This is a genomic window from Herbaspirillum sp. FG34 (assembly GCF_057809315.1).
Genome location: NZ_JBMDJS010000002.1, coordinates 233,181 through 257,184, shown reverse-complemented (window position 1 = coordinate 257,184; position 24,004 = coordinate 233,181). Strand labels below are relative to the sequence as shown.

Genomic DNA, 24,004 nt, shown 5'->3' with positions numbered 1-24,004 from the left:
TGGCTGCGGTGTGGCTCGGTCGGCGCGCCGCTTATTGCGGATCGGCCAGCTCATAGGGCAGGGCATGCCAATGCAGTGCCGGACCGTCGGCCGCGCCCAGGTGCACGCTGTCTTCGGCGGCGGCCAGCTTCATTTCCACCAGGGCCAGGGCGTGGCCCTCATCCAGCGCTTCGGCGTTGACCACCATGCCACAGGGCTGGCCAGGATCGGCGGCGGCAAACACTTCCTGTCCCGCGTGCGCCTGGCTGCTGGCGATGGTGGCCAGCATGGTGCGGCGCTTGAGCTTGCCCAGGTACTGGCTGCGCGCCACGATTTCCTGACCGGGGTAGCAGCCCTTCTTGAAGTTGACCCCGCCGATCAGTTCGAAATTGATCATCTGCGGCACGAACTGCTCCTGGGTGGCTTGCACGATGCCCGGCACGCCCGCACGGATCTCCGAAAGCCGCCAGGCCAGGCCCGCCGTCGGAGTCAGATGCCGGGCCAGTTCGGGCCAGGCGGCGGTGAGGATGTCCACGGGGGCGATCCATTGATAGCGCGGACTGTCGACGGCATCGGCCAGGCGGATCAGGGTGCCGTGGCTGTTGTCGATCTTGTCGTAGGGGGCCGCCGGCAAGACCGGGAACCATTGTGCCAGTGCGTTGGCGGTAGCCGGGCCGACCAGGCCGAGCACGGCGCGCTCGGTGCTGGCGTCGGCCAGCCTGGCCTTGGCGCGCATGACGAACATCTGCAGACGTTTCTGGATGGCCGGCTGCAGGGCGCGCGGCAGTTGCAGCCAGATGGCCTGCTCGTCGCGCCACATCAGGAAGGTCGCCAGCAGGCGTCCCTTGGGCGAGCAGTAGCCTGCCAGTCGCGCCACACCGGTATCCAGCTGCGCTACATCGTTGGTGAGCTGGCCATGCAGGAAGCTGGCGGCGTCCTCGCCGGTGACGGCGATCAGGCCCAGCGTGGTCAGCGGGGCCATGAAGCTTTCCAGGCTTTGCGGTGCGGGGGAGGCGGAACCGAAGCCGATCACGTCGGCCTGGTCGGCACTCTCGGCGTCGAACCGGGCGCCTTGCTGTGCCAGGAAGTCGCGCCAGCCGGAGGACGAAGAAGTCATTTCTGTCATAGGGGAAATCTTTTACGGATTACGTCTTGCCGGGTCATTCGGTCCGGCAAATTAGGCAACTGTCGTGCCAGCGATTATCATTGATGCCTCGATTATAGTGATCTCCGAAAAATCGCGTCGGAGCAACAAGGATTTCGCCTCTGGTATGAAGAAGTTATTTGTGACATTGCTGGTACTGGCCGCCCTGGTGGCGGGAGCCGGAGTGTATTGGTCGCGGCAGCCCATCATCGACCCGAACGCCCAGGTGATTGCCTTCACGATCATGCCGGGCGCCGGCGTCAATGGTGCGGCCAAGCAGATCGCCGCTGCCGGCGTGCCGGTCAATCCGGATTTGTTTGCGCTCTATGCGCGCCTGTCCGGCGAAGGCAGTCGCATCAAGGCGGGCAGCTACGAGATCAAGCCCGGCTACACGCCGCAGCGCCTGCTGCAACAACTGGTCCGCGGCGAATTCGCGCAGGAAGCGCTGACCGTCATCGAGGGCTGGACCTTCAAGCAGATGCGCCGGGCCATCGCCGAACAGCCCGCGCTCAAGCACGATACCGCCAGCTGGACCGACCAGCAGATCCTGGCCAAGCTGACCAACGAATACACCAATCCGGAAGGCCTGTTCTTCCCGGATACCTATCTCTTCGCCAAGGGGGCCAGCGACATGCAGGTCTACAAGCAGGCCTTCACCCTCATGAGCAAGAAATTGAACGAGGCCTGGGCGCAGCGCGATCTGTCGCTGCCGTATCGCACGCCCTATGAGGCGCTGATCATGGCGTCCATCGTCGAGAAGGAGACCGGTCAGAAGTCCGAGCGCGGCATGGTGGCCGGGGTCTTCGTCAACCGTCTGCGCACCGGTATGCTGCTGCAGACCGACCCGACCGTGATCTATGGCATGGGCGACCGTTACCAGGGCAAGATCCGCAAGATCGATCTGCTCACCGACACGCCCTACAACACCTACACCCGCGCCGGCCTGCCGCCCACGCCGATTGCCCTGCCCGGTGCGGCCTCGCTGGCGGCTGCCATGAACCCGGACAAGACCGAAGCCTTATACTTCGTGGCGCGCGGCGATGGCACCAGCCATTTCTCCAGCAACCTCAACGAGCACAACCAGGCCGTCAACCGCTACCAGCGTTGAGCCGGCCTTCCTTTTACCGATTTAGTGAGTAGCGATACCTTCATGGCATCAGGCAAATTCATCACCTTCGAAGGCATCGACGGCGCCGGCAAGTCGACCCATATTCCTTTCGTCACCCAGCTGCTGCGTGAGCGCGGCCTGTCCGTGGTCGCCACCCGCGAGCCCGGCGGCACCGAGCTGGGCGAACGCCTGCGCGAACTGGTCCTGCATCACAGGATGCACCTGGAAACCGAAGCCCTGCTGATGTTCGCCTCGCGCCGCGAACACCTGGCTCAGGTCATCGAGCCGGCTCTGGCGCGTGGCGACTGGGTCATCTCGGATCGTTTCACCGATGCCACCTTCGCCTACCAGGGCGGTGGTCGCAAGCTGGCGCTGGACAAGCTGGACAGCCTGGAACAATGGGTCCACCCCCATCTGCAGCCGGACCTCACGCTGCTCTTCGACGTGCCGCTTGAGGTGGCGCGGGCGCGCCTGGATGCCGAACGCACGCTGGACAAGTTCGAGCAGGAAAAGGCCGATTTCTTCGCCAATACCCGCGCCGAATACCTGCGCCGCGCCGCCCAGTTCCCGCAGCGCTTCCGACTCATCGATTCCACCCGGCCCATCGCCGTGATCCAGGAAGAACTGCGCGCCATCATGGCGGCGCTGTGAGGGAGACCGCATGTCCGTGACTTCTTCCGAGGCGCTGCTGCCCTGGCAGGGCGAGAGCTGGCGCCAGTTGCAGCAACTGCGTGAGCGTCTGCCGCATGCGCTGCTCTTCTATGGTGCGGCCGGCACCGGCAAGACGCAGTTCGTCGAAGCCTTCGCCAAGTCGCTGCTGTGCGAATCGCCCACGCCCGAGGCGCATGCCTGCGGTGTGTGCGCCTCCTGCAACTGGTTCTCGCAATCGAATCATCCGGACTACCGGCGCGTGCGCCCGGAGGTCCTGGAGGAAGAAGGCGGCGAGGATGAGGCAGGTGAAGAAAAGAAAACCGCCAAGGCCAGCAAGGCCCCGTCCAAGGACATCAAGATCGATCAGATCCGGGCCCTGGCCGATTTCATGAACGTTTCTACCCACCGCTCGGGCTTGCGGGTGGTGATGCTGTATCCGGCCGAGGCGCTCAACACCGCCGCCGCCAATGCCTTGCTCAAGACCCTCGAAGAGCCCCCGCCGGGGACCATGTTCCTGTTGCTGTCCAATCGTCTGGACCGCTTGCTGCCCACCATCCTCTCGCGCTGCCGCAAGTTTGCCATGACCGCGCCCGGCCACGACGAGGCGTTGGCCTGGCTCAGGCAGCAAGGCGTCAAGGATGCCGATGCCTGGCTGGCCGAGCAGGGTGGGGCGCCGCTGGCTGCGCTGGAAGCGGCCCAGGGCGAAGGACGGGAGGCGCTGGATGAATTGCTGCGCCACCTGGCCCAGCCCGGTGTGGACGGCGCCTTGCGGGCGGCCGACAAATTGCAGAAGACGCCGGCGGCCGACCTGGTCGGCTGGGTGCAGCGCTGGCTGTATGACCTGCTGTCGCTGCGGTCGGCGGGCGTGGTGCGCTACTACCCGCGTTACGGCAAGGAACTGGGCCGGCTGGCCGAGCGCGTCGATGCCCTGGCCCTGTCGCGCGCACTGCGCGGCATGGGCGAGCGCCGTGCCATAGCGGATCATCCCTTGTCGGCCAAGCTCTTCATCGAGGAAATGCTGATCGATTACGCCCGCCTGTTCGATTGAGCGGGCACAGGATGCCCCCTGCGGCAAATCGCCGCAGGGGGCGCAAGCCGGGTGCCGGACCGTATAATCCCGGCATGATCTCGCCGACCACTTTCTTCATCCCCGTCTCCGAGCAGATGAACCAGCCCCAGCATCTCTTGCTGTCGCGGCTGTTCTGGTTGCGCTGGGCCATGGTGGCGGGGGAGCTGCTGGTGCTGGCCGGTGCCCATGTCTGGTTGCACATTGCCTTGCCGCTGTCGGCCCTGCTGGCCCTGATCGCCCTGCAGGCGCTCATCAATGGTCTCACCTGGCTGCGCATGCGCTGGGCGCGCCCGGCCGAGCAGGCCGAACTGTTCCTGCAATTGTTGCTGGATGTGGCGGTGCTCACGGCGCTGCTGTATTTCTCGGGCGGTTCGACCAATCCCTTCGTCTCCTTCTACCTGCCGGCACTGGCGGCGGGCGCGGCCACGCTGGCCTGGCCCTATGCCTTGCTGCTGGCAGTATGTGCGTTGGGTTGCTATTCCGGTCTGGTGTACGTCTACCAGCCGCTGCACATCCACGACCAGGGCCAGGCGATGGCCTATCACCTGGCCGGGATGTGGATCAATTTCTCGATCTCGGCCCTGCTCATCACCTGGTTCGTCAGCCGTATCGCTGCCGCCGTGCGCTTGCGGGACGGCCAGCTGGCGCAGGCGCGCGAGCGCCAGTTGCAGAGCCATCGTATCGTCGCCCTGGGGACCCAGGCCGCCGGCGCTGCGCATGCGCTCAATACACCGCTGTCGACGGTGGCCGTGATCGCCGGGGAATTGCGCCGCGACATGGCCTGCAATGCGGCGCTGGCGGCCTATGAAGAAGACGTGCGCGTGGTCGAGGAACAGATCGCCGTCTGCAAGGCCGCGCTGGAAAACATGCGCCTGGACGCCGATGCCCAGCTGCGCAACGAAGACAGCGCCGCCATCACCCCCTGGCTCACCAGCCTGCTGGAAGGCTGGCGCCTGCGTCATCCGGCCGTCCTGCTGGTGGCCGAGGTGCATCAGCCCGGCTGGAAGGCCAGCCAGCTGCAGGACCTCTCGCAGATCATCCTGACCCTGCTCGACAATGCCGCCCATGCGGTGCGTACACTGGGCCACCATGGCGAAATCCGCATTACCCTGGCCTCGGCCGGGGCGGGTGAAGGTGGCCCGGTCAGTACCGCCAGGCCGGGCCGCAGCATGGCGATCATCGAAGTCTCCGACAACGGTGCCGGAATCGCCCCGGAGCTGTTGCAGCGCCTGGGGCACGGGCCGGTACCGAGCTCGTCGGGTGGCTCCGGTATCGGCCTCATGCTGGCCTTCGCCAGCGCCACGCACCTGGGCGGCAAGCTGCGCCTGCGTTCGTTGCCAGGGCAGGGTACGGTGGCGCAGTTGCGCTTCCCGCTGGTGTGATCGGGCCGCAGATGGCGGCTGCGGCTGCATCACGGTGCAATAGGCTATCCTTCATTTACCAGTTTTTTCTGATGTTCTCATGAGTGCCGCCTTCCTGATTCTCGATGACAATGATGTCTTTGCCAGCACGCTGGCACGTTCGCTGGCCCGGCGCGGCTTTCGCGCCACCGTGGCGCATAGCGGCGAGGAGGCGCTGGAAGCCGCGCGCCGCGAACGCTTCGATTACGTCACCATCGACCTGCAACTGGAAAAGGATTCCGGCCTGCAATGGGTGGCGCCGCTGCGCCAGGCGCTGCCGCAGGCGCGCCTGCTGGTGCTGACCGGCTATGCCAGCATCGCCACCACGGTACAGGCCATCAAGTCGGGTGCCGACAATTACCTGGCCAAGCCGGCCAATGTGGATTCCATCCTCTCGGCGCTGTCCCATGTGAGTCAGGGCGAGCCGGTGGCCGAGCCGGTCCTGCCGGTGGAAGAGGCTTCGCCGCTGTCGCTGGAACGCCTGGAGTGGGAGCACATCCAGCGCGTGCTGGCCGAGCATGAGGGCAATATCTCGTCAACGGCGCGGGCGCTGAACATGCACCGCCGCACCCTTCAGCGCAAGCTGGCCAAGCGCCCGGTGGCGCGCTGAGCACATCGCGTGGCCCTCTGTAACGAAAGGTAAGCGCCCGGCAAGCAGGGGCGACAGCCTGTCGGCATGGCTTTACAATAGCGGCCATGTATATCGATTCCCATTGCCACATCAATTTTCCCGACCTGGCCGCCCGCCTGCCGGAGATCTTCGGCAAGATGGCCGAGAACCAGGTCAGCCACGCGCTGTGCGTCTCGGTGGACTTGCCGGACTACCCGCAGGTGCTGGCCCTGGCCGAGCAGTATCCCAATGTCTATGCCTCCGTGGGCGTGCATCCGGACTATGAAGACACGCCCGAGCCCTCGTTGGAGGAGCTCATCCGCCTGGCCGACCATCCGCGCATCGTCGCCATCGGCGAGACCGGGCTGGATTATTACCGCCTGCAAGGCGATCTGGAATGGCAGCGCGAGCGCTTCCGCACCCATATCCGCGCCTCGCGGGCCACGGGCAAGCCGCTCATCATCCATACCCGCGCGGCCTCCGAAGACACCATCCGTATCCTGCAGGAAGAGGGGGCAAGTCCGCAGGCAGGCGGTGTCGCAGGGGTCATGCACTGCTTCACGGAATCCCAGGCGGTGGCCGATGCAGCCATCGCGCTGGGCTTCTACATCTCGTTCTCGGGCATCGTCACCTTCAAGTCGGCCAAGGACCTGCAGCAGGTGGCGCGCACCATCCCGCTGGAGCGCATGCTCATCGAGACCGATTCGCCCTACCTGGCGCCGGTGCCCTTCCGCGGCAAGACCAACGAGCCCGCTTATGTGCGCCATGTGGGTGAATTCATCGCCGACCTGCGCGGCATCAGTGCGGCCGACGTGGCGCGCCAGACCTCTGACAATTTCTTCACGCTGTTCGGAATCAAGCCATGAATCTGCTGGACAAGCTGCGCAGCCGCTTCGGCGGCATCGGTCGCATCGTGCTCTATACCTCGCTGCTGCTGCCCGGCGCGGCGCGTGCGGGTGCCTATGAAGAATATTTCCAGGCCATCCGCATGGACAATGTCTACTTCCTCAAGCAACTGATGCAGCGTGGCATGGGCCCCAATCTGATCGAGCCCAAACGTGGCTACACCGGCCTGATGCTGGCCATCCGCGAGGATTCGATGCAGGCTTTCGACGTGCTGGTCAATGCCCCCGACGTCAATCTGGAAGCCCAGGCCACCAATGGCGACACGCCCCTGATGCTGGCGTCCTTCTACGGCAACATCCCGGTGGTGAAACTGTTGCTCTCGCGCCAGGTCGAGGTCAACCGCCCCGGCTGGACGGCGCTGCATTACGCGGCCATCAATGGCAGCTCGGAGATCGTCAAACTGCTGCTGGATGCCTCCGCCTATGTGGATGCCGAATCGCCCGACGACAAGATGACCCCGGTCATGCTGGCCGCCATGCGTGGTCGGGTGGCGGCGGTGGCCGTGTTGCGCGACAACGGTGCCGACCTCACGCTCAAGAACAAGGATGGCCTCACCGCCATGGATCTGGCGCGGCGCTACGGCCAGGATGCCGTCATCGACGTACTCAACGAGAAGCCGCAGCCGTAACCGCAAGCACTTCGCTCGTTGCTGCGCCAAAGCAAACGTCCCGGCCACCTTGCGGTGGACCGGGACGTTTGCGTTGAGGAGGGCGTTCAGCGCACCAGGATCTGCGGACCGACGTCCTTGATGTCCTTGGTACCGGTCAGGGCCATGCTGACGTCGAGTTCCTTGCGCATGATTTCCAGCATCTGCGACACGCCCTCTCCGCCCATGGCGCCCAGGCTGTAGAGGAAGGCGCGGCCGATCATGGTGCCACGCGCGCCCAGCGCCACCGCCTTCAACACGTCCTGGCCGGAGCGGATGCCGCCGTCGAACCAGACTTCGATCTGGTCGCCCACGGCCTCGGCAATGGCCGGCAGGGCTTCGATGGAGGACATGGCGCCATCCAGCTGGCGACCACCGTGGTTGGAGACCACGATGGCATCGGCACCGCTCTGAACGGCCAGCTTGGCATCTTCCACATCGAGGATGCCCTTCAAGATCAGCTTGCCGCCCCATTGCTGCTTGATCCAGGCGACATCGTCCCAGTTCAGGGTCGGGTCGAACTGGCTGGCGGTCCACTTGGAGAGGGTCTGCACCCCGCCGGCGCCTTCGCCGCCCTTGATGTGACCGGCCAGGTTGCCGAAGGTCTTGCGGCCGCCCAGGGCACGCAGTGCCCAGCCGGGCTTGCTGGCCAGGTCCAGCAGGGTGTCCAGGGTCAGCTTGGGCGGCACCGACATGCCATTCTTGAGATCCTTGTGACGCTGGCCGAGGATCTGCAGGTCCAGCGTCAGCACCAGGGCCGAGCACTTGGCTGCCTTGGCGCGATCGATCAGGGACTGCACGAAGCCACGGTCGCGCATCACGTAGAGCTGGAACCAGAACGGCTTGGTGGTCACGCTGGCGACGTCCTCGATGGAGCAGATGCTCATGGTGGAGAGGGTGAAGGGAATGCCGAATTTTTCCGCGGCAATGGCACCCAGCATCTCGCCATTGGCCCACTGCATGCCGGTCAGGCCGGTCGGGGCAATGGCCACCGGCATGGTGACGTCGTGGCCGATCATGGTGCTGCGGGTGCTGCGTTCGTCGACGTTGATGGCCACGCGCTGGCGCAGCTTCAGGGTGGCCAGATCACGGCTGTTGGCGCGATAGGTGCTCTCGGTGTAGGAACCGCTGTCGGCGTAATCGTAGAACGCCTTGGGAACGCGCTTCTTGGCCAGCAGGCGGAAGTCTTCGACACAGGTCATGACCGGCATGGTGTTTTTTCTCCGTTGTGATGGGGTGCGGCCGGAGCCGCCTTGCAGTGAGATTGCGGACAAAGGGATTGCAGCATGCCCGTTATGCTAGTGCATACCCGTCGCGCTTGGGGTGAATCCCTTTGCCGCCATCCATGAAAAATTTAGCCCCTAGGCGGCCAGCAGCCGTGCCGCCGCCAGGCCGCTGCGCACAGCACCCTCCAGCGTGGCGGGATAGTCGCCGGCCACGTAGTCCCCGGCCAGGGCCAGCCCGGAGGGCATGCCGGTATTGTCGGGGCGCTGCAAGCCCGGGGTGCAGGCGAAGGTGGCCCGTTTTTCAGTGATGACCCGGTGCCAGCCGGGCGTGGCCAGGGCCGGATTGCCGAAGTCCTGCGCCAGCTGGCGGGCGATGCCCTCGGTCAGGGCGGTATGGCCATCGGCCACGGCCTGGCCGGCTGTACTGACGACGACGGCCAGCAAGCCTGCTTCGCCCCCCAGTTGGCCCCGGTCAAAGACGAACTGGCCCCAGCCCCGGGCTTGCGGATCGTCCGCCAGGGCCAGGAAGGGGGCGGGCAGACGCACCTCGGGCGGGTACTGCAGATAGCAGGTGGTGATGGATTCATGCTCCAGCGCCCGCAGCAGGGCGGTGTCGTGCAGGCCCTCCAGCAATTGCGCGGCGGCATCCGGGCCGGTGGCCAGCACCACCCCGGCGAATTCACCCAGGCTTTCGGCTGCGCGGTCTTCCAGGCGCCAGGTGCCCGGGTCATTGCCGGGCAGCAGCTGCGCCACGGTCACACCCGGCTGCACCAGGCCGCCGCGCTTGCCCAGATAGGCGGCGGCCGCATCGGGCAGCAGGGCGCTCAAGTCCAGACGCGGGATGAGCATGTCGGAGGCGGCGCGGCGCGCGCCCAGGCTGTCGCGCAACACGGTCAGGAAGACTTGCGCCGAGGCCCGCTCGGGCGGGGTGTTCAGCGCGGCGATGCACAGCGGACGCCACATCAGGCGGATCAGGCGCGGCGTTTGTTCGTAGCGCTCCAGCAGCTCGGCCACGCTGCAATCCTGGTGCAATTGCCAGCCCATCCAGCGCGCCGTAGTGGAAAAGCGCGCCAGCGCCATCTTGTCGTCGCGCGCCAGCCCCTTGGCGCGCAGCAGCGCCACCGCCACATGCCAGGGCGCCGGCAGACGCGGCGCCACGAAATCCATGCCTTCGCCTCCTGCACCCAGCGGATAGCGCATCTGCAAGGGCAGGCGCAGCAGGGCGCTGGCCGGATCGACGCCGACCTGTTTCATCAGGGCCAGCGTGGACCGATAAGCGCCCAGCAGGATGTGCTGGCCGTTGTCCAGCACCCGTTCGTCCAGCGCCACCCGACGCGCCCGCCCGCCCAGGGTGCGCGCCGATTCGAACAGGCTCACACGATGGCCGCCGGATGCCAGCGCCACGGCGGCGGCACATCCGGCCCAGCCGGCACCGATGACGGCGTAATGGCGTGGTGCGTTGTTCATCGGCGGGTGGAGCGGTCAGCCGAAGACATAGGTCTTCCACGCCAGCCAGAGCTTGCGGATGGGGGTGAGCGAGATGCGCTGGTTGAGCACGTGGTAGCCGTCACGGGCGATCTCGTCGAGCAGGGTGCGGTAGATGGCGGCCATCATCAGGCCGGGGCGCTGGGCGCGGCGGTCTTGTTTGGGCAGCAGGGCAAAGGCTTCGTCATAAACGGCCTGGGCGCGCTCGACCTGGAACTTCATCAGCGCCTCGAAGCGCTCGCTGTGGCGGGCATTGAGGATGTCGGCAGCCGTGACGTTGAATTGCTGCAATTCATTGACCGGCAGGTAGATGCGACCCTTGCGACCATCTTCGCCGACATCGCGGATGATGTTGGTGAGCTGGAAGGCCAGCCCCAGCTTCTCGGCAAAGAGCAGGGTCCCCGGCTGGGTATGGCCAAAGATGCTGGCCGAGAGTACGCCCACCACGCCCGCCACGTGCCAGCAGTAGCGCTGCAGGCCGGGGTAGTCGAGGTAGCGGGTCTGGTCCAGGTCCATTTCCATGCCATCGATGATGGCTTGCAGGTGTTCGCCCTTGAACTGGTAGGTGGCCACGTGCGGGTGCAGAGCCTTGGTGACCGGGTGGGTCGGCTGCCCCTCCAGCATGGCGGCGATTTCCTTGCGCCACCACATCAGCTTGGTCCGGGCCACCATGGCATCCTCGATTTCATCGACGGTATCGTCGACCTCGCGGCAAAAGGCATACAGCGCCGTGATCGCCAGCCGGCGCTGGGGCGGCAGGAACAGGAAGCTGTAATAGAAACTGGAACCGCTGGCGGCGGCCTTCTGCTGGCAGTATTCGTCTGGAGACATGGATGCGTGGCGGGGCGGTTGAAGCAGTGGGGCAGGCGGCCAAGGCCCCCTGCGGCAAAGGCGCTATGCTAGCCGAGTGCGCCCGGCAGGGCAAATGCCCATGGTCGTTGGCCCGGCCTTGAACCCCCTCTATTGCGGCCCTTGGCGTTGTCCTTTAAGCTCAGGTCAGCGCATTCCGGAAAAACAAATTCACATGACATCAAATCCGGATGAATTCTGCCGTTAATCTGAACAGACGTGGCGCAGCAGCGGGCAAGCCCGGTCGCAGCGCGGCACATCGGCAACCCTGGCCATCGACGATGGCCCCCTGGAGGCTGGAGACAATATGGACAGACTGGAAATCTTTCGCAATATCGCCTCGCAGGCCGGTCGCGGCGAGCTGGTATTCCCCGCCAACGTCAGCGCCTCGATCAAGCTGCAAAAGGCGCTGGCCGACCCGGACTGCCACCTGGAACTGGCGGCCAAGCTGGTGATGGCCGAGCCGCTGGTCTCGGCACGCACCGTGGCCATTGCCAATTCGGCGGCCTACAACCGGTCCGGCGGCGAGATCAACAACGTGCGCGCGGCCGTGATGCGGCTGGGTTTTCGTACCTTGAACACCATCACCACCTCGGTGATCGTGCGCCAGCTCGGCCGCACCATCAACAATCCCGGCATGCGCATCAAGTCGGCCCAGTTGTGGGAGCACTGCGCCCACGTGGCCGCCACCGCCTATGTGCTGACCTCCAAGCTGACCAAGGCTGATCCCGAGACGGCCATGTTCGCCGGCATCGTGCATGAAGTGGGCGGCTTCTACCTGCTCTCGCGCACGGATGACTTCCCCGGCCTGCTCGACGGCGGCACCGAGGACTGGATGGAATACGGCGAGAAGATGATCGGCCGCGCCGTGTTGAAGAAACTGGGCGTGCCGCAGCCGGTGGTCGATGCCATCGAATCCCTGTGGCACGGCGTACGCGTGCTGCCGCCCCAGACCATCGGCGACGTGTTGCTGCTGGCCAAGGAACTCTCGCCGGTACCCTCGCCGCTGCAGCGCACCGTGGTGGCCGAAGCCGGCATCGGCGGCGAGACCCTGGTGGATGACTACATCGGAGACCGTTCCCTGCGCGAACTGCTGGATGACTCCGAGGAGCAAATCCGTACGCTGACGGCGGCCTTGCTGGTCTGACACCGCTTCCCGTCGTTTCTTCCCGCAGCCCTGCCGGCCTTTGTGCCGGGCGGGGCTTTCTCATGGCGGACCGGATTTACCGGGTCAGGCCGCGCCAGCCCACGATGAGCCAGTCGCGCTTGCCCAGCTTGGGGCGTTGGCCGAAGACGTCGCCCCGGACCGCTTCGATGCGCTCCAGGATGCGCAAGCCGCCTTGCACCACCATCCGCAATTCCAGCCCGATGCGGCCCGGCAGGCGACGTGCCAGCGGGGCACCGGAGAGCATCAGTGCACGGGCCCGGTCGATCTCGAACTGCATCAGCTGTTGCCAGCGCTGGTCATTGCGGGCCTGGTCGATATCGTCTTGTTCCACGCCAAAGCGGGCCAGATCTTCCAGCGGCAGGTAAATGCGTGCCTTTTGCCAGTCGATGGCAACGTCTTGCCAGAAGTTGATGAGTTGCAGGGCGCTGCAGACGGCATCCGAATCCCGGAGGTTTTCTTCATTCGCTGCGCCATACAGATGAAGCATCAGGGTTCCTACCGGGTTCGCAGAGCGACGGCAGTAGTCCAGCAGGTCCGTGTAGCGCGGGTAACGGGTGGTCACCACATCCTGGCTGAAGGCCGAGAGCAGGTCACGGAAGGGTTGCAGCGGCAGGGCGTGGTCGGCGATGGTTTGCGCCAGTCGCGTGAAGATGGGATGGGTGCAGGGGAGCTGCTGCGCGATCAGATCCAGCTCTGCCTCATAGGCGTGCAGGGCGGCCAGGCGTTCTTCCGGGCGGGCATCGCCTTCATCGGCGATGTCATCGGCGCTGCGGGCAAAGGCATAGATGGCGGTCACCGCCGGGCGCAGACGCGCCGGCAGCAGCAGCGAGGCCACGGGGAAGTTCTCGTAGTGATCGACGGCCATGGGGCGCGCTACTCAGTCGAACTTGTCCTTGAGCAGCGCCTCGATGGTGGCGATGCGGGTTTCCACCGTCTCCAGCAGCGCCTTGGGCATGGTGCCGCCGGCATTCAACTGTGCCGCCAGCGAACGCGCAATGCCCATGGCGCCTGCGGTGAACTGCTTGCCATCCTTGGACAGCACGGCCGCCGCCGTGAAGAGGGTGGAGAACAGGATCTGGTCGGCGGTATTGTTCTCGATGAACTTGTTGAGCAGCGCGTTGTGGCTTTGCTTCAAGGCGTCGAATTCTTCCTGGGTAGGCATAAAGGCTCCTGCGATGATGAGACGGCACGGCCGCCGGGCCGGCAAAGGCGCGGATTGTAGCAGTTAAGCGCGAGGGGACGGTGAAACGGGCGCGAGGATGCCCGTGAGGATGCCCGCATCAGGCTGATTCAGGCCGGAAATGAAGGTTTTTGTAGAGGGGTGCGGGATGCCGCCCTTGGACGGCATCCCTGTTGGGCCCTGGTGAAGCTTTTTGTCAAAATCCGGCAGATTTCCCGGTCCTGGCGGCGCCCGTGATCAATGAGAGATGGTCAGCAGCACCTTGCCATCGCCGCCCCGGGTGGCTGGCCAGCTGGTCTGGGTGGCCGCTGGTGGGGCGAAGCTGGCCATGGCCTGTACCAGCTTGTCGACGTCGGTGTCGTAGAGGGTCTTGCCGTCGGCGGTCTTGATGCGTTCGATGTGGTTGTCGCTGCCTGTACCCTGATACCAGTCCTTGACCAGTACTTCGTCGGTCCCGCCCAGCACATCGATGCGCAGATCGTTCCCGCTCTTGCTGAACCAGAGATTGGTTTGTCTGGCATCCGTGAAGCTGAGCGTATCGAGGTTGCCCTTGGTCGCATCGTGGTCGTAGAGCACATCCTGTCCGTCGCCCCTGGCAAAGGTATAGCTGTCGTCGCCGGCGCCGCCGATGAGCAGGTCGTTGCCCCGCCCCCCGGTGATGAGGTTGTTGCCGCGATTGCCGACCAGGATGTTGTTCAGATCATTGCCGCTGGCATCGAGATCCTGATTGCGCAGCTTGATGGGATCATCGGTGGTGACGGTATCGGCTCCGTAGACCTGGGTGGCCTCGCGCAGGCGTTGCAGCGGGACGAAGCGGCACATGTCGCTGGCCAGGCCGCGTCCCGAGTCGGTGATGTAGAACCCGACCGTCTTGCCGGTGGCCGCCGAACAGGCCACGCCGGTGACGGTGATGGCGTGGTCGCTGGTGTCCTCGTTCTCTTCGTGCAGATCCCACAGCTTGCTGGCGCTGACACTGATGATGACGCCCTTGCCGTCCTTGATGCTTTGGGCGACTGCCGTGAGATCGACCCGCTCGTCGATGGTGCAGGCAAAACCGAAGTGCTCCAGCAAGGCCTGGCGGTCATCTTCGGAGGTGGCACCGCGCATATCGGCGGATTCGGCAGCGGTATCGCAAAGGTTTTCCTTGATGGCGCACTGGACTACTTCCTTTTCGGAGACGGCACGGCCCCCCATCAGGGTGACGTTGGCCACACTGGTCTCGCCGCAGGTTCCCCAATAGCCCTCGACTTCGCCGCCCTGGTCGTAATCCAGCTGATACGAACGTGGCATGCCATAGACCAGCACCTTGACGCCATTGACCACTGCGCTTTGCGGTTTGCTGGCATCGAGCAGCACCAGGTTTTCGACATTGGCCGAGAGCGTGCTGCTGGCCGTGGCATAGACCGTATCGACGCCTTCATCGGCCTGTTCAATGATCTGGTCGCCGGCATTGTCGAGGTAATAGCTGTCGTCGCCCTTGCCGCCAACCATCGTATCGACCCCGCCCATGCCGTCGAGGATGTTGTTCCCGGCATTGCCGGTGAGACGGTTATCCAGGCCATTGCCGATGCCGGCGAGGCTGCTGCCCAGGGAAAGGTCGTCCGTATCTTCATCCAGGCTGAGGAATTTCGGTGAGGCCGCTGGCTTGTCCTTTTTGGGTTTTGGGGCTTCGTCGCCGAAGGGAGCGGGCGCGTAGAAGTTGTCCTGGTAGCGCGCGGCATTGGCCTGGGCGATCAGGTCGGGGGAAGGCGCGGCGGGAGCGGGTGTCAGGTTCACTGTACTGGTACTGGCAGGCCCGATGGCCGCAGGTGTGCTGACCACTGGCATGGGAGTCAGCGGCGGCGGTGTACTGCTGGTGGCAGGCACAGACGGGGCGCCTGGTGTGATGGGCGGTGCAATGATGGGAGGGGTGTACGGTGTCACGGGCGGCGCAATGGCCGGCTTGCTGGTGATGGCCGATGGAGGTGTCAGGGGAGGTGTATCGCTACTGGCAGGTACTGTACTGACTGGTTTGCTGGTGACGGTGACCGGGGTGACAGCGGGTGTACTGGTGGGAGTCGTGCTGACTGGTTTGGGCTGGCTGGGTAAGGTGATGTTGGCAGGCGGGTTGATGCTGACGATGGGGGGCGGTGTATCGAACAGTTTGATGCCCGGCCTGATGGGGGAGAAGATCACTTTGAAGACGCTGCCGGTGCGAATGCTGACAAAGCGGTCGTCGATGCGTCGGATGACTGGCTCCATCGGATCTACGGCAGGGGTGGAAACGCTTGCGGTGGCTGAGGTGGTTGAGGTGGTTGACACGGGTTCCCTTTCAAATGCGCCATGGATGGCGTTGTCATGCAGGGCGGGTCTTCGCGCGTGGCGTCCCGCCCTGGGGACCTGTTTCCTGTCCGTCCTGGTCATGGACAATGGCCGGGCGGACAAGTCTTGTTTTGTTGGTCCCGCAGGGATTCAATCCGATAGAAATACTTCGGTAAATCGCACGAAAGTACCGTTGGTTGCTTGACAAGCTGAAGCGAACGAGGAAGAAGACAACCCTAGTCAACCGAGGGTCGCTGAAAGAGGTGGGGATGACTGCGGAAGTGGTTGCGCGCTGTGGGGCGCTCGGGATGAGGGGAGTGGTTTTTTTCGCTGCCGGCAGGGTTCGGCGCGCTTGCACCCGTATTGGCCGGGATCGGATGTGCCAGGCACGCGGAAAATGCCGGTGCGGACGGGGCTGTCAGGTCAAATCGATGATTTGAAACGGATTGTCTGGTGCGAGGAGGGGGACTCGAACCCCCACACCATTGCTGGCGTCAGGACCTAAACCTGGTGCGTCTACCAATTTCGCCATCCTCGCAAAAGGGGGTCGGGCACCGGTGCGATAGCAGTCTGGCAGCGCGCTTGCTGCAGACCTGCCGCTACCGATGCAGGTAGCAATTTGTCAAAGCGCGCCATTGTACTGCAAGGCGTTGTCAATGTGGGCGTTTTTCTGTGCGGACACGTCGGGGTGCCGATGATCGGTAGTACCATGCCGCTTTTTCTTCGACCCAGCAGGATTGCCATGACACGCTATCGTCACTACAAGGGCGGCATCTATGAATATATCGACGAGGCCATCCTCGAAGCCGACCTCACGCCCATGATCATCTACCGCGCCGCCGATGGCCGTCTCTGGCTGCGGCCGCGTGAAGTCTTCTTCGAGAAGGTGGAGGTCGATGGCAGGCAGGTGCCGCGGTTCGAAAAAATCGAGGGCTGATCTTTTCTCCGCCCCTGGTACGCACCTGCGAGACCATGCAAAGCGGCGTCAACGCCAAGGGAAGCTGAACAATGCGCCGCCCTGGCGGTCTACTGCGTTCGTCAATAAATTCACTTCACTTCATTTGGGCATCTACATGAACCATCAAGCACGCGCCCTGGTCGGGGCGATCTTCTCCGTCTTCGCCTTCGCCGCTGCCGTTCCCCACGTCGCCAGCGCCGAAGAACTGGCCGATGTCAGCACCGCCTTCCGCTGGCTGGGCAAGAACGACCGTGTCGTCATCGAAGCCTATGATGACCCCAAGGTGCAGGGAGTTACCTGCTACGTGTCGCGCGCCCGCACCGGTGGTGTCAAGGGGACGGTGGGCCTGGCCGAGGACAAGTCCGAAGCCTCCATCGCCTGCCGCCAGGTGACGCCCGCCCTGCAGTTCCAGGAAAAGCTGCCGGTGCAGGAAGATGTCTTCAGCGAGCGCATGTCCATCCTCTTCAAACGCCTGCACGTGGTGCGCGTGGTCGATACCAAGCGCAATACGCTGGTCTACCTGACCTATTCCGACAAGCTCATCGACGGCAGCCCGATGAATGCCGTCACCGCCGTGCCGGTGGCAGCTTCCACGCCGATTCCGGTGAAATGAGGGGAATTCTCTAAATTCTTTACGCCGGACTTTGCTGGCAGGCAATCCGTCGGCTGCCGTGATGCGTTTGCGGGCCGCTCCGGGGCTGGTCCGGCGGGCTTCGGAGGGGATTTTCCCCTGTTTGCACCGTGGCAAGCCCATTTTTGGACTATCGGCGCTTTTTGCGTATAAAATAGCGAGCTTTAGCGCGGCCGGGCAGGGCGCTTTTCGTCTGCAGTCTATCGATTGGGAGGAGAAGCAGCATGTTCCGGCTTACGGAATTCTTAACATTTGGACGATTTAAATGGCAACTGCAGTCGAAACCCTGAGCAAACTCGAACGTCGTATGACCCTGTCTTTCCCGCTGGCCGATGTTCAGGCTGAAGTGGAAAAGCGCCTGAAGGTGCGTGCCCGTACCGCCAAGGCACCGGGTTTCCGTCCGGGTAAAGTGCCGATGAAGATGGTTGCCGCCCAGTTCGGCTACCAGGTCGAAACCGAAGTCCTGAACGACAAGGTCGGCCGCGCATTCAATGATGCCGCCGTCGAAAACAACCTGCGTGTGGCAGGCTTCCCCCGCATCGAACCCAAGACCAGCGAAGAAGCCGGTGAAGGCAAGCTGGCCTTCGACGCCACCTTCGAAGTCTATCCGGAAGTCACCCTGGGTGACCTGTCGGGCGCTGAAGTCGAGAAGACCACCGCCGCCGTCTCCGACGCCGAAATCGACAAGACCATCGACATCCTGCGCAAGCAGCGCGTGCACTACCACGTCAAGGGCGAGCAAGGTGCGCACGGCGACGGCGGTGCCGACCAGTCGGCCCAGAACGGCGACCGCGTGACCGTGGACTTCGTCGGCAAGATCGACGGCGTCGAATTCCAGGGCGGCAAGGCCGATGCCTTCCCGTTCGTGCTGGGCGAAGGCCGCATGCTGCCGGAATTCGAAGCCGCTACCATCGGCCTGAAGGTCGGTGAATCCAAGAGCTTCCCGCTGGCTTTCCCCGAGGACTATCACGGCAAGGACGTGGCTGGCAAGACCGCTGAGTTCACCATCACCGTCAAGAAGATCGAATGGGCGCACATGCCTGAAGTCGATGCAGCCTTCGCTCAATCCCTGGGCATCGAAGACGGCGACCTGACCAAGATGCGCGAAGACATCAAGAAGAACCTGGAGCGCGAAGTCACCGCCCGTACCAAGGCCAAGACCAAGGACAGCGTCATGAACGCCCTGATCAAGGCCTCCGAGCTGGAAGTGCCCAAGGCCCTGATCGACCAGGACGTCGAGCGTCTGTCCGAAATGGCCCGTCAGGACATGGCCCAGCGCGGCATGGACCCCAAGGTCATGCAGCTGCCCAAGGAACTGTTCACCGCCCAGGCCGAGCGCCGCGTGCGCCTGGGTCTGATCCTGGCTGAAGTGGTCAAGCAGAACAAGCTGGAAGCCACCGAAGAACAGGTCAAGGCGCAGATCGAAGACTTCGCCCAGAGCTACGAAGATCCGCAACAAGTGCTGAAGTACTACTTCTCCGACCGTCGCCGTCTGGCCGAAGTCGAAGCTCTTGTTTTGGAAGAAAACGTCGTCAACTACGTTCTCGGCAAGGCCAAGGTCTCGGAAAAGCCGGTTTCGTTCGACGAACTGATGGGCAATCAGGCGCAAGCGTAATCCGGTTTTCTCTAGTAGTATCAGAAAACTCTTACGCTTAAGGAAGCATACATGACAGGTCTGATGAAGCAATCTGCACTGGATACGCAAATGCTCGGCATGGTGCCGATGGTGATCGAACAGAGTGGTCGTGGCGAACGCGCTTACGACATCTATTCGCGCCTGCTGAAGGAACGCATCATTTTCCTGGTCGGACCGGTCAATGATGCGATGGCCAACCTGATCGTGGCCCAGCTGCTGTTCCTGGAAAGCGAAAACCCGGACAAGGACATTTCCCTGTACATCAATTCGCCTGGTGGTTCGGTCTCGGCCGGCATGGCGATCTTCGACACGATGCAGTTCATCAAGCCGCAAGTGTCGACGCTGTGCACGGGTCTGGCCGCCTCCATGGGTGCTTTCCTGCTGGCCGCCGGCGCCAAGGGCAAGCGTTTCTCGCTGCCGAACTCGCGCATCATGATTCACCAGCCTCTGGGCGGCGCCCAGGGCCAGGCATCGGATATCGAGATCCAGGCACGTGAAATCCTGTACCTGCGTGAGCGTCTGAACACCATCCTCGCTGAAAAGACCGGCCGTACGGTCGAGCAGATCAGCAAGGACACCGATCGCGACAATTTCATGTCGGCCGAGGCCGCCGCGGAATATGGCCTGATCGACCAGGTGCTGACCCAGCGCGCTTGAGTTTGCGTCATCGCATTGGCGACATTCCAAGGCGAAAAATGCCCGAACGTAACACCGTTCGGGCATTTTTTTTTGGCAAATTCTGGTGAAATTGGCACAGAGCGGGTTTTCTGGTTCTGTTTGCTTGATAAATGCCCCTTGTGCTGACATATAACGGTCATACGGCAGTCCTGTGAAGCATTTTGGGACAGCAAAAATGACCAAGCCGTGACGAATCCGGATTTCACGGGTATGATCGGGTCGTAACTTCTATCCTAGTAGCTCTATGTCTGAGAAAAAATCCTCCAGCGGCGAAAAACTGCTTTACTGCTCCTTCTGCGGCAAGAGCCAACATGAAGTCAAGAAGCTCATCGCCGGTCCTTCGGTCTTCATCTGCGACGAATGTATCGATCTGTGCAACGACATCATCCGTGATGAAGCCGCCAGCGTGGAAAGCGTCACCGGCGCCAAGTCGGACCTGCCGACCCCGCAGGAAATCACCGACCTGCTGGACCAGTACGTGATCGGACAGGCTACGGCCAAGCGTATCCTGTCGGTGGCGGTATACAACCACTACAAGCGTCTGAAGCATCTCGGCAAGAAGGATGACGTCGAGCTGGCCAAGAGCAACATCCTGCTGGTGGGCCCGACCGGCTCCGGCAAGACCCTGTTGGCGCAGACTCTGGCGCGCATGCTCAACGTTCCCTTCGTGATCGCCGATGCGACCACGCTGACCGAAGCCGGCTATGTCGGCGAGGACGTCGAGAACATCATCCAGAAGCTGCTTCAGAACTGCAACTACGAAGTCGAAAAAGCCCAGAAGGGCATCGTCTACATCGACGAGATCGACAAGATTTCCCGCAAGTCGGACAACCCGTCGATCACCCGTGATGTCTCCGGTGAAGGCGTGCAGCAGGCCCTCTTGAAGTTGATCGAAGGCACCATGGCTTCGGTGCCTCCGCAAGGCGGCCGCAAGCATCCGAATCAGGATTTCGTGCAGATCGACACGACCAACATCATGTTCATCTGCGGCGGCGCCTTCGATGGCCTGGCCAAGATCATTTCCGACCGTTCCGAAAAGAGCGGCATCGGTTTCTCGGCCAGCGTCAAGAGCCAGACCCAGAAGAGCAATTCGGAAGTGCTGTTGAATGCCGAGCCGGAAGACCTGGTCAAGTTCGGCCTGATTCCGGAACTGGTCGGTCGTCTGCCGGTGATTGCCACCTTGAACGAGCTGGATGAGGAAGCCCTGATCCAGATCCTGGTCGAGCCCAAGAATGCGCTCATCAAGCAGTACGCCAAACTGTTGCAGATGGAAGGCGCCGAGCTGGAAATCCGTCCGGCCGCCATGCACGCCATCGCCAAGAAGGCGCTGGCGCGCAAGACCGGTGCCCGCGGCCTGCGTTCGATTCTGGAACATGCCCTGCTGGATGTGATGTATGAACTTCCGAGCGAGCAGAACGTGGCCAAGGTGGTGATCGACGAGAACACCATCACCAACGGCGCCAAGCCGCTCTTGATCTATCACGACCAGCCGAAGGTGTCGGGCGGCTGATTGCCCGGCAGATGAAGGAAAAAGCAGGAAAGCAGGAAAAGGAGGGCGCCCGTAGTGGGGGCCTTCCGGTAGCAAGAAGCCACCACGAAGTCCGGTCACCGCAAACACGGTAAAATAAACCGGCGCACTTACTTGGCTTCCATCGAAAAGCCACCCGGAGCTAGCTTCGCGTGTGGCTTTTTTATTTTGTTGCGATCATGACAACGCACAGCCGGCGAATATTTAGTCTGCCGGACTTGTGTTTTGGTCACTCGTGCCAACATCATCCACAGTACTTATTGATAAGGCCCGCCATGACGACTCCTATACTTACAGAACAATCGCAATTGCCGCTGTTGCCCTTACGGGATGTGGTTGTCTTCCCGCATATGGTGATTCCGCTCTTCGTCGGCCGCCCGAAGTCGATCAAGGCGCTGGAAGCGGCCATGGAGCAGGGCAAGAGCATCATGCTGGCCGCCCAGAAGGCTGCGGCCAAGGATGAGCCTTCGGCCGAAGACATTTATGAAATCGGTTGCGTAGCCAATATCCTGCAGATGCTGAAGCTGCCCGACGGTACCGTGAAGGTGCTGGTTGAAGGTGCACAGCGCGCCCGTATCCATCACATCAGCGAACTGGAAACCCACTTCGTCGCCGACCTGACCCCGGTGGAATCCGAGCAGGGCGATGAAGCCGAAGTCGAAGCCATGCGCCGTACCATCGTGCAGCAATTCGACCAGTACGTGAAGCTGAACAAGAAGATCCCGCCCGAGATCCTGACCTCGCTGGCCGGCATCGACGACGCCGGTCGCCTGGCCGACACCATCGCCGCGCATCTGCCGTTGAAGCTGGAGCAAAAGCAGGTGATCCTGGAGATCTTCAACGTCACCAAGCGCTACGAGCATCTGCTCGGTCAGCTGGAAGGCGAACTGGACATCCTGCAGGTGGAAAAGCGTATCCGTGGCCGCGTCAAGCGCCAGATGGAAAAGTCGCAGCGCGAGTACTACCTGAACGAACAGGTCAAGGCCATCCAGAAGGAACTGGGCGAAGGCGAAGACGGTGCCGATCTGGAGGAGCTGGAAAAGAAGATCGTCGCCGCCAAGATGCCCAAGGAAGCGCTGGAAAAGGCGCAGTCCGAGCTGAAGAAGTTGAAGCTCATGTCGCCCATGTCGGCCGAAGCGACCGTGGTGCGCAACTACATCGACACGCTGGTCGCACTGCCCTGGAAGAAGAAGTCCAAGGTCAACAACGACCTCACCAATGCCGAGAAGGTCCTCGAAGGCGATCACTATGGCCTGGACAAGGTCAAGGAACGCATCCTGGAATACCTCGCCGTGCAACAGCGCGTGGACAAGCTGAAGGCACCGATCCTGTGCTTCGTCGGTCCTCCGGGCGTGGGCAAGACCTCGCTGGGCCAGTCCATTGCACGCGCCACCAACCGCAAGTTCGTGCGCATGGCACTGGGCGGTGTGCGTGACGAGGCCGAGATCCGTGGCCACCGCCGCACCTACATCGGTTCCATGCCGGGCAAGATTCTGCAAAGCCTGTCCAAGGTCGGCGTGCGCAATCCGCTGTTCCTGCTGGATGAAATCGACAAGCTGGGCATGGACTTCCGTGGCGATCCGTCCTCGGCCCTGCTGGAAGTGCTGGACCCGGAGCAGAACCATACCTTCTCCGACCACTACATCGAAGTCGACTTCGACCTGTCGGACGTGATGTTCGTGGCCACCTCGAACTCCTTCAACATCCCGCCGGCGCTGCTGGACCGGATGGAAGTGATCCGCCTGTCGGGTTACACCGAGGACGAGAAGACCAGCATTGCGCAGCGCTATCTGCTGCCCAAGCAGATCAAGAACAACGGCTTGAAGGAAGGCGAGATCAGCGTGGCCGAATCGGCCATCCGCGACATCATCCGCTATTACACCCGTGAAGCCGGTGTGCGGTCGCTGGAACGCGAAGTCTCCAAGATCTGCCGCAAGGTCGTGAAGCTGCTGTTGCTGAAGAAGCAGGAGAAGAAGGTCACCGTCACCTCGCGCAATCTCGACAAGTTCCTGGGCGTGCGTCGTTACGACTTCGGCATCGCCGAGAAGGAAAACCAGATCGGCCAGGTGGTCGGCCTGGCCTGGACCGAAGTCGGTGGCGATCTGCTGACCATCGAAGCGGTGAACATGCCCGGCAAGGGCCAGATCATCCGCACCGGTACGCTGGGCGACGTGATGAAGGAATCGATCGAAGCGGCGCGCACCGTCGTTCGCAGCCGTGCCCGCAAGCTCGGTATCAAGAACGAGGTGTTCGAGAAGAGCGACATTCACATCCACGTTCCCGAAGGTGCGACACCCAAGGATGGTCCGTCTGCGGGTATTGCGATGACTACGGCGCTGGTGTCCATCTTCAGCGGCATTCCGGTGCGTGCTGATGTGGCCATGACCGGTGAAATCACCTTGCGTGGTGAAGTGTTGCCGATTGGTGGTCTGAAGGAAAAGCTGCTGGCGGCGCATCGTGGTGGCATCAAGACCGTGCTGATTCCTGAGCAGAATGTGAAGGATCTGGCCGAGATTCCGGACAACGTCAAGAACAAGCTGGAGATCATCCCGGTGCGCTGGATCGACAAGGTCCTGGAAGTTGCTCTGGAACGCCAGCCGGTGCCTTTGACGGAGGAAGAAGCCATCGTCGAAGCGGCGGTCAAGCCGAAGGAAGGTGTGACCGATCCGGTAGTGAAGCATTGAGTCTGAAGCGGTAGTTGTTGCCGCCACGGCTTGAAGGGCGCCTCGCAAGAGGCGCCTTTTTTATGGGGAAAAGGTTCAGATATCGCTGCATGGGAATGAAGGCTTGAAACGTGCTTTTAAATCGCTTGAAGGCTGGAAACCCGCTTGACACGGGCTTGTGCGGCTTG

General features: G+C 62.8%; 21 protein-coding genes and 1 tRNA gene. 14 read left to right on the top strand and 8 right to left on the bottom strand.

The features are described from left to right. Positions 1-31: 31 nt before the first annotated feature. Positions 32-1,105 (bottom strand): CAF17-like 4Fe-4S cluster assembly/insertion protein YgfZ, encoded by a 1,074-nt coding sequence (gene ygfZ / locus ACODSZ_RS03215; RefSeq protein WP_175345013.1) that lies wholly within the window; start codon positions 1,103-1,105, stop codon positions 32-34. A gap of 145 nt (positions 1,106-1,250) precedes the next feature. Between ygfZ and mltG the strand changes: the two genes are divergently transcribed. From mltG to ACODSZ_RS03180, 7 genes are all read left to right on the top strand, one after another. Continuing rightward, a complete protein-coding gene (gene mltG / locus ACODSZ_RS03210) occupies positions 1,251-2,231 on the top strand; it encodes an endolytic transglycosylase MltG (protein WP_175345012.1) in 981 nt (326 codons plus the stop codon). A gap of 42 nt (positions 2,232-2,273) precedes the next feature. Next, a complete protein-coding gene (gene tmk, locus ACODSZ_RS03205; protein WP_008329443.1) occupies positions 2,274-2,882 on the top strand; it encodes a dTMP kinase in 609 nt (202 codons plus the stop codon). A gap of 10 nt (positions 2,883-2,892) precedes the next feature. Further along, positions 2,893-3,930: a DNA polymerase III subunit delta' gene (locus ACODSZ_RS03200; RefSeq protein ID WP_175345011.1), complete on the top strand. Its 1,038-nt coding sequence runs from the start codon at positions 2,893-2,895 to the stop codon at positions 3,928-3,930. A gap of 74 nt (positions 3,931-4,004) precedes the next feature. Next, the gene (locus tag ACODSZ_RS03195) at positions 4,005-5,333 is read left to right on the top strand and encodes an ATP-binding protein (protein WP_175345010.1); all 1,329 of its coding nucleotides are present in this window, start codon (positions 4,005-4,007) and stop codon (positions 5,331-5,333) included. A gap of 79 nt (positions 5,334-5,412) precedes the next feature. Then, complete coding sequence (locus tag ACODSZ_RS03190; RefSeq protein WP_175345009.1) at positions 5,413-5,961, top strand: response regulator transcription factor; 549 nt, start codon at positions 5,413-5,415, stop codon at positions 5,959-5,961. A gap of 86 nt (positions 5,962-6,047) precedes the next feature. Beyond that, positions 6,048-6,827 (top strand): TatD family hydrolase, encoded by a 780-nt coding sequence (locus ACODSZ_RS03185; protein ID WP_488927027.1) that lies wholly within the window; start codon positions 6,048-6,050, stop codon positions 6,825-6,827. After that, positions 6,824-7,495, top strand: a complete 672-nt coding sequence (locus ACODSZ_RS03180; protein WP_008329438.1) for an ankyrin repeat domain-containing protein — start codon at positions 6,824-6,826, stop codon at positions 7,493-7,495. Before ACODSZ_RS03185 ends, ACODSZ_RS03180 begins: the two co-directional genes overlap by 4 nt. Before the next feature lie 86 nt (positions 7,496-7,581). Here the strand turns inward: ACODSZ_RS03180 and ACODSZ_RS03175 are convergent, their stop codons facing one another. The 3 genes from ACODSZ_RS03175 to hpnD all read right to left on the bottom strand — a co-directional run bounded on the left by ACODSZ_RS03175 (position 7,582) and on the right by hpnD (position 11,055). Next, positions 7,582-8,724, bottom strand: coding sequence for an alpha-hydroxy acid oxidase (locus ACODSZ_RS03175; RefSeq protein WP_175345007.1), 1,143 nt, complete (start codon positions 8,722-8,724; stop codon positions 7,582-7,584). A gap of 150 nt (positions 8,725-8,874) precedes the next feature. After that, positions 8,875-10,206 (bottom strand): hydroxysqualene dehydroxylase HpnE, encoded by a 1,332-nt coding sequence (gene hpnE / locus ACODSZ_RS03170; RefSeq protein WP_488927026.1) that lies wholly within the window; start codon positions 10,204-10,206, stop codon positions 8,875-8,877. Positions 10,207-10,221: 15 nt separating this feature from the next. Further along, complete coding sequence (gene hpnD, locus ACODSZ_RS03165; protein WP_008329435.1) at positions 10,222-11,055, bottom strand: presqualene diphosphate synthase HpnD; 834 nt, start codon at positions 11,053-11,055, stop codon at positions 10,222-10,224. Positions 11,056-11,380: 325 nt separating this feature from the next. On the opposite strand from hpnD, the gene ACODSZ_RS03160 reads away from it, so the two are divergent. Continuing rightward, the gene (locus ACODSZ_RS03160) at positions 11,381-12,220 is read left to right on the top strand and encodes an HDOD domain-containing protein (RefSeq protein WP_008329433.1); all 840 of its coding nucleotides are present in this window, start codon (positions 11,381-11,383) and stop codon (positions 12,218-12,220) included. A gap of 76 nt (positions 12,221-12,296) precedes the next feature. On the opposite strand, the gene hpnC is transcribed toward ACODSZ_RS03160, so the two are convergent. The 4 genes from hpnC to ACODSZ_RS03140 all read right to left on the bottom strand — a co-directional run bounded on the left by hpnC (position 12,297) and on the right by ACODSZ_RS03140 (position 16,260). Continuing rightward, the gene (gene hpnC / locus ACODSZ_RS03155; protein ID WP_488927025.1) at positions 12,297-13,106 is read right to left on the bottom strand and encodes a squalene synthase HpnC; all 810 of its coding nucleotides are present in this window, start codon (positions 13,104-13,106) and stop codon (positions 12,297-12,299) included. A gap of 12 nt (positions 13,107-13,118) precedes the next feature. Continuing rightward, a complete protein-coding gene (locus tag ACODSZ_RS03150; protein WP_008329431.1) occupies positions 13,119-13,403 on the bottom strand; it encodes a hypothetical protein in 285 nt (94 codons plus the stop codon). A 255-nt stretch (positions 13,404-13,658) separates the two neighbouring features. Further along, complete coding sequence (locus ACODSZ_RS03145; protein ID WP_488927024.1) at positions 13,659-15,662, bottom strand: calcium-binding protein; 2,004 nt, start codon at positions 15,660-15,662, stop codon at positions 13,659-13,661. A gap of 511 nt (positions 15,663-16,173) precedes the next feature. Beyond that, positions 16,174-16,260: transfer RNA gene (locus ACODSZ_RS03140), tRNA-Leu, on the bottom strand. A gap of 204 nt (positions 16,261-16,464) precedes the next feature. Here ACODSZ_RS03140 and ACODSZ_RS03135 point away from each other — a divergent pair. The 6 genes from ACODSZ_RS03135 (at position 16,465) to lon (ending at position 23,837) form a co-directional block, all read left to right on the top strand. After that, positions 16,465-16,659, top strand: coding sequence for a DUF1653 domain-containing protein (locus tag ACODSZ_RS03135; RefSeq protein ID WP_175345002.1), 195 nt, complete (start codon positions 16,465-16,467; stop codon positions 16,657-16,659). A 136-nt stretch (positions 16,660-16,795) separates the two neighbouring features. Further along, positions 16,796-17,293 (top strand): CreA family protein, encoded by a 498-nt coding sequence (locus tag ACODSZ_RS03130; RefSeq protein ID WP_175345001.1) that lies wholly within the window; start codon positions 16,796-16,798, stop codon positions 17,291-17,293. 283 nt (positions 17,294-17,576) lie between these two features. Then, complete coding sequence (tig, locus tag ACODSZ_RS03125) at positions 17,577-18,926, top strand: trigger factor (protein ID WP_488927023.1); 1,350 nt, start codon at positions 17,577-17,579, stop codon at positions 18,924-18,926. 51 nt (positions 18,927-18,977) lie between these two features. Then, positions 18,978-19,604: an ATP-dependent Clp endopeptidase proteolytic subunit ClpP gene (gene clpP, locus ACODSZ_RS03120; RefSeq protein WP_008329424.1), complete on the top strand. Its 627-nt coding sequence runs from the start codon at positions 18,978-18,980 to the stop codon at positions 19,602-19,604. 265 nt (positions 19,605-19,869) lie between these two features. Then, positions 19,870-21,135: an ATP-dependent Clp protease ATP-binding subunit ClpX gene (gene clpX / locus ACODSZ_RS03115; RefSeq protein ID WP_008329422.1), complete on the top strand. Its 1,266-nt coding sequence runs from the start codon at positions 19,870-19,872 to the stop codon at positions 21,133-21,135. Between the two features lie 293 nt (positions 21,136-21,428). Then, complete coding sequence (gene lon / locus ACODSZ_RS03110) at positions 21,429-23,837, top strand: endopeptidase La (protein ID WP_175345000.1); 2,409 nt, start codon at positions 21,429-21,431, stop codon at positions 23,835-23,837. The last annotated feature ends 167 nt before the right edge of the window (positions 23,838-24,004 follow it).